Consider the following 6,313-nt stretch of genomic DNA (forward strand, 5'->3'; position numbering starts at 1 on the left):
CGACGTACCGGTCCGTCTGATTCAAGTTCGTGAACTCGAAATTCCCCAACTTGAACGGACGAAGAACCGGCTCCGCCGCGACGGGCACCGCATTCGGATCCTGCGGCGTCCGAGCCGAAACCTCCGTGACCGCCGTGCCACCGGTCGACGGCCGAGGCAGGGAGACCGGGTCAACCCAGACCGCTTCGCGACGCACCTTCCCGGCGTCCTCACGCACCTGGTGCCAGGTGTGCTCGCTGCCCTCCTGTGTGCTTGGCTCCGAGGAGCTCGGGGTCACGTCCCCGATCAGCGCGCCCAGGAGAGCCAGGTGCCGCCCACGGAGCCCACCGGCGGCCAGCGATGAGTCCTCAGGAGCCGCATTCAGGTCACCCAGCAGGCTGCCCGGGATGTGCGGGCGATGCGGCGAATCGGCATCCCGATACTCATCGCGCAGACCGAGCTGATGAGTCAGCTCATGCACCAGCTGTACGGGGTCGGCATCCGCCCACCACGAGACCTGATCCATCGCCTGATCCCGACCCACCAAGTCCACCGTCAGATGCGGGGACTCGGAAGGATCGACCAACTCGACGGTCACATGCAGCAGGTCACCATTGGGGAGCCGGTGACCAGGGTTGTTGAGGAACTCATGCACGCCGTCGCGGAGTTGCGCGAAGGTGCGGGCGTTCTGCCCGTCCGGGCCGCCGCGCATCGCGATACGGACCGTGAGGTCGGTGACCGCATCGCCGTCGTAGGTGAACCGCCGCGCATCGAAATCGGAACGCACCACAAAGCGAGGCCGCTTGTCACGCGGCCGACTGGCACGCGGCTCCATCGACGGCGTGGAGTCGGACGGCCCACTCTGCGACCCGGACTCGGTACCGCCCGGCGAAAGCCTTGGGCGCGTCTCGCCGGTCTCGGTGTTGCTCGGCACCGGCGTGGCCGTGGCGGTCTGGATGCTGTCGCCCTGGTTGTTGAACGCGACGCTGCTACCCAGACCGAAGAAGTTACTCGTGACGTTGTACCAGCTCTTGTCCGCCGGAAGCAGACTCCGTACGGGACTGTCCTGCGCAAGCTGCGCGGCGAACTGCTCCTTGTACGCGTTGTACACCTTCGCCGTGTAACGCGGCTCCCAAGCAGCGTCCTTACGCTTGTCATTGGTGAGCGCGATCGTCGCCAAATCCATCAGGTAGGTGTCGATCAGATCCGTGACATCCTTCGGCTTCGCACCCTCCTCACCTGTTTCTGCTTCCTCCGCCAAGTCATTGGCCATCCCGAGCACGATGTCCCGGTAGATCCGGTGCCGCGTACTGCTCGGGAACGCGGCCATGATGTGGTCCGCCTGACCCGCACCCTCGGTACTCATCGTGCGCGGAGTCTTCAGATCTGCCAGCCCCGGAACAGCCAGCGGCACTCCCGCGAACATCGACTCCTCGTCGGGGATGTTCGTGTCCCGCGAGGCGAGAGGGTGAAGACCGATCTCATGGGCCAGCATCCCCATGACATAACCGATGTCGTACTTCTCGAAGTAATAACTCGCGAGATTGATGTCGACGCCGGCATCACCACGGTCCGTCACATCGGCCGGGGTCTCCGTCGTGCGCACATGCAGAGTGATCCGCACCGGGCGACCCCCGACATAGGCACGGATCGTGTCGTGCTTACGAAGCAACTCAATGATCCGAACCGCCTTGTCGCGGTACACCTCATTCGTGTGCTTCAAGTTGGTGAACTCGAAGCTCCCCGACTTGAACGGCGTGAAGGTCGGCTCGACGACGGTGGCAGGCGTCGGGGCCGGGGTCGGAATCGGGGCCGGGGTCGCTTCGGTGTCGGACTGGGGCAGCCTGGGGCGGGCCTCTCCGGTATTGCTGCCGACAGTCGGTTCTGGAGCCGTCGGGCGCTGGATACTGTCACCGCGGTTGTTGGTCCCCACGCTGGTGGCGAGCGCGGCGAAGTCACCCAGGACACCGAACCTGCCCTTGTCCCCCGGCAGCAAGGCCCGGACAGGACTGTCATCGGCCAAGTGCTCAGCCAACTGAGTCTTATACGCGTTATAGACCCTCGCCGTATAAGCCGGATCCCGCATCGCGCGCGCCCGATGGTCATTAGTGACCGCGATGGAAGCCAGATCCATCAAGTACGTATCGAGCAGGTCCGTGACGTCCTTCGGCTTCGCGCCCGCGACACCCACCCTGACGTGCTGCGCCAGCACCTCCGCCATCTCCACCACGATGTCGCGATAAATACCGTGCCGGATGGTGTGCGGGAACGCCGCCATGATGTGATCCGCCTGACCCGCACCCTCAGTGTTCATGAAACGCGGTGTACTCAGCGTCTCCAGCCCCGGGACCAGCAGGGGCATCCCCGCATACAGGTTCTCCTCCTCAGGAATCTTCGAGTTGGCGGAAGCCAGAGGATGCAATCCGATCTCATGGGACAGCATCCCCATGATGTAACCGATGTCGTACTTCTCAAAGTAATAACTCGCCAGATTGATCTCGACACCGGCAGCACCCAGGTCACGCACATCAGCGGGGGTCTCCGTCGTCCGCACGTGCAGAGTGATCCGGACGGGACGGCCATTGACGTAACTCTTGATCGTGCCGTGCTCATCCAGCAATTCGACGATCCGCACCGCCTTGTCGACGTACCGGTCCGTCTGATTCAAGTTCGTGAACTCGAAATTCCCCAACTTGAACGGACGAAGAACCGACTCCGCCGCGACGGGCACCGCATTCGGATCCTGCGGCGTCCGAGCCGGAACCTCCGTGACCGCCGTCTCACCGGTCGACGGCCGAGGCAGGGAGACCGGGTCAACCCAGATGGCCTCGCGACGCACCTTCTCGGCGCCCTCGCGCACCTCGTCCCAGCTCTGCTCGCTCTCCTCCCGCGCGCCTTCCTCCGACGTCCGCGCGGTCACGTTCCCGATCAGCGCACCCAGCAACGCGAGGTGCCGCCCACGAAGCCCACCGGCGGCCAGCGAGGAATCCTCAGGAGCCGCATTCAGGTCACCCAGCAGGCTGCCCGCGATGTGCGGACGCTGCGGCGAATCGGCATCCCGATACTCATCGCGCAGACCGAGCTGATGAGTCAGCTCATGCACCAACTGCACCGGGTCGGCATCCGCCCACCACGAGACCTGATCCATCGCCTGATCCCGACCCACCAAGTCCACCGTCAGATGCGGGGACTCGGAAGGATCGACCAACTCGACGGTCACATGCAGCAGGTCACCATTGGGGAGCCGGTGGCCGGGAGTGTTCAGGAACTCGCTCACCCCCGAACTGAGTTGACCGAACACCCGTGGTGTCTGCTCCGCCGCTCCGCGCATCGCGATACGGACCGTGAGGTCGGTGACCGCATCGCCGTCGTAGGTGAACCGCCGCGCATCGAAGCCCGACCGCACCACGAACCGAGGCCGACTGTCGCGCGGTCCTCTCAACTTCTGTGTGGCAGAGGAAGCTTGCTCGATGCTCCCCTCGGTCTGCTGAGCGCTGTCGATGCCGGCGTCGGTGTCGGTGTCGGTGGCCTGCGGAAGCCGAGGGCGAGCCTCATCGGCGGGCGGAGGCGTGAGCGTGGCTGTAGGCGTGGGCCGCTGGATGCTGTCGCCGCGGTTGTTGGCGACCGCACTGGCGGCCAGGGTGGCGAAGTCCCGTACGACGCCGAACATCCCCTTGTCTGGGGGCAGCAGCGCTCGGGCGGGACTGTTCGCTGTCATGCGTGCGGCCAACATCATCTTGTACTCGTTGTAGACCTTGGCCGTGTTGCCCGGTTCCTTGGCAGCTCTCAAGCGGTGGTCGCTGGTGATCGCGATGGAGGCCAGGTCCATGAGGTAGGAGTCCATCAGGTCCGTGGCGTCCTGGAGCTTGGCTCCCGGAACCTGCGCCTGAGCGAACTCCGCCATCATCTCCGCCATCTTCACCACGATGTCGCGGTAGATCCCATGCCGGGTGCTGCTGGGGTAGGCGGCCATGATGTGGTCGGCCTGACCCGAGCCGACCGTGTTCATCGTGCGCGGCGGAGTCAGGTTCGACAGCCCCGGAACGGCCAAGGGCACCCCTGCGAACATCTCCTCCTCGTCGGGGATGTTCGTGTCCCGGGACGCAAGAGGGTGCAGGCCGATCTCATGAGCCAGCATCCCCATGACGTAACCGAGGTCGTACTTCTCGAAGTAGTAACTGGCCAGGTTGATCTGCACGCCGTCATCGCCCAGGTCGCGTACGTCCGCCGGAGGCTCGGTCGTCCGCACGTGCAAGGTGATCCTGACGGGCCGGTCGCCGACGTACGCGCTGATCGTCGGATGGTCCCGCAGCAGCTCGATGACCCGGGTCGCCTTGGTCCGGTACCGCTCGTCCGAACTCTTCAGATTGGTGAACTCGAAGTTCTCCATCACGAAGGACGCGGGGGCAGGGGCGAGGGCGGGGGCGGGCGTTGCAGCGGTGTCAGGTGTCGTGTTCGGGTCCTGCAGCATGTGTGCCGGGACCCCGGTGGACGCGGTGTTCTCGGTACCGTCCGTCTGACTCGGCAGCGAAACCGGGTCGACCCAGACCGCTTCGCGACGCACCTTCTCGGCGCCCTCGCGCACCTCGTCCCAGCTCTGCTCGCTCTCCTCCCGCGCACCTTCCTCCGAAGGCCGCGGAGCCACATCCCCGATCAGCGCACCCAGGAGGGCCAGATGCCGCCCGCGAAGCCCACCGGCCGCCAGCGAGGAATCCTCAGGAGCCGCGTTCAGGTCACCCAAGAGACTGCCCGGGATGTGCGGGCGATGCGGCGAATCGGCATCCCGATACTCATCGCGCAGACCCAGCTGATGAGTCAACTCATGCACCAACTGCACCGGGTCGGCATCCGCCCACCACGTGACCTGATCCATCACCCGATCCCGACCGGTCAAGTCCACCGTCAGGTGCGGGGACTTCGAGGGATCGACCAGCTCGACGGTCACGTGCAGCAGGTCACCGTTGGGGAGCCGGTGGCCAGGGTTGTTCAGGAACTCATGCACGCCATCGCGGAGTTGCGCAAAAGCGCGGGCTTGGGCTTGGGCGTTCTGCTCGTCCGTGCCACCCCGCATCGCGATACGGACCGTGAGGTCGGTGACCGCATCGCCGTCGTAGGTGAACCGCCGCGCATCGAAGCCCGACCGCACCACGAACCGAGGCCGCTTGTCCCGCGGCCGACTGGCACGCGGCGAGCCGGCCGGTCCCGTGCGCGGCGCCGCATCCCTGCCGCTACCGGTCAGCCTCGGGCGCGTTTCGCCGGTCTCGGTGCCGCTCGGTACCGTGGCGGTCTGGATGCTGTCGCCCTGGTTGTTGAACGCGACGCTGCTGCCCAGGCCCAGGAAGTTGCTCGTGACGTTGTACCAGCTCTTGTCCGCCGGAAGCAGACTCCGTACGGGACTGTCCGGCGCAAGCTGCGCGGCAAACTGCTCCTTGTACGCGTTGTAGACCCTGGCCGTGTAACGCGGCTCCCAAGCCGCGTCCTTACGCTTGTCATTGGTGAGCGCGATCGTGGCCAGGTCCATGAGGTAGGTGTCGATCAGGTCCGTGACGTCCTTCGGCTTGGCACCTTCCTCTCCCGTTTGTGCTTCCTCCGCCAGGTCGTTGGCCATGCCGAGCACGATGTCCCGGTAGATCTTGTGCCGCGTGCTGCTCGGGAACGCGGCCATGATGTGGTCCGCCTGACCCGCACCCTCAGTACTCATCGTGCGCGGAGTCTTCAGATCGGCCAGCCCCGGAACAGCCAGCGGCACTCCGGCGAACATCGACTCCTCGTCGGGGATGTTCGTGTCCCGGGACGCGAGGGGGTGCAGGCCGATCTCATGGGCCAGCATCCCCATGACATAACCGATGTCGTACTTCTCGAAGTAATAACTCGCAAGGTTGATGTCGACGCCGGCGTCACCACGGTCCGTCACATCAGCCGGGGTCTCCGTCGTGCGCACATGCAGGGTGATCCGCACCGGGCGACCCCCGACATAGGCACGGATCGTGTCGTGCTTACGAAGCAGCTCAATGATCCGAACCGCCTTGTCGCGGTACACCTCATTCGTGTGCTTCAGATTGGTGAACTCGAAGTTCCCCGACTTGAACGGAGTGAGAGTCGACTCAACGGCGGTGGCAGTCGCCGGGGCCGGGGCCGGGGTCGCGTCGGTGTCGGACTGGGGCAGCCGGGGACGCGCCTCGCCGGTATCGGCACCCGCGGCCGGTTCCGGAGCAACCGGCCGCTGAATGCTGTCGCCACGGTTGTTCGTTCCCACACTGGTGGCGAGCGCGGCGAAGTCACCCAGGACACCGAACCTGCCCTTGTCCCCCGGCAGCAAGGCCCGGACAGGACT

General features: G+C 65.3%; 1 protein-coding gene. It reads right to left on the reverse strand.

Going from position 1 to position 6,313, the window contains the following annotated elements; all coding sequences use genetic code 11:
- Positions 1 to 6,313: hypothetical protein (locus C6Y14_RS43785; protein ID WP_159074431.1), on the reverse strand; the 6,313-nt coding region annotated here is incomplete at both ends.

Source organism: Streptomyces dioscori (genome assembly GCF_003024195.1).
Classification (GTDB): Bacteria; Actinomycetota; Actinomycetes; order Streptomycetales; family Streptomycetaceae; genus Streptomyces; species Streptomyces dioscori.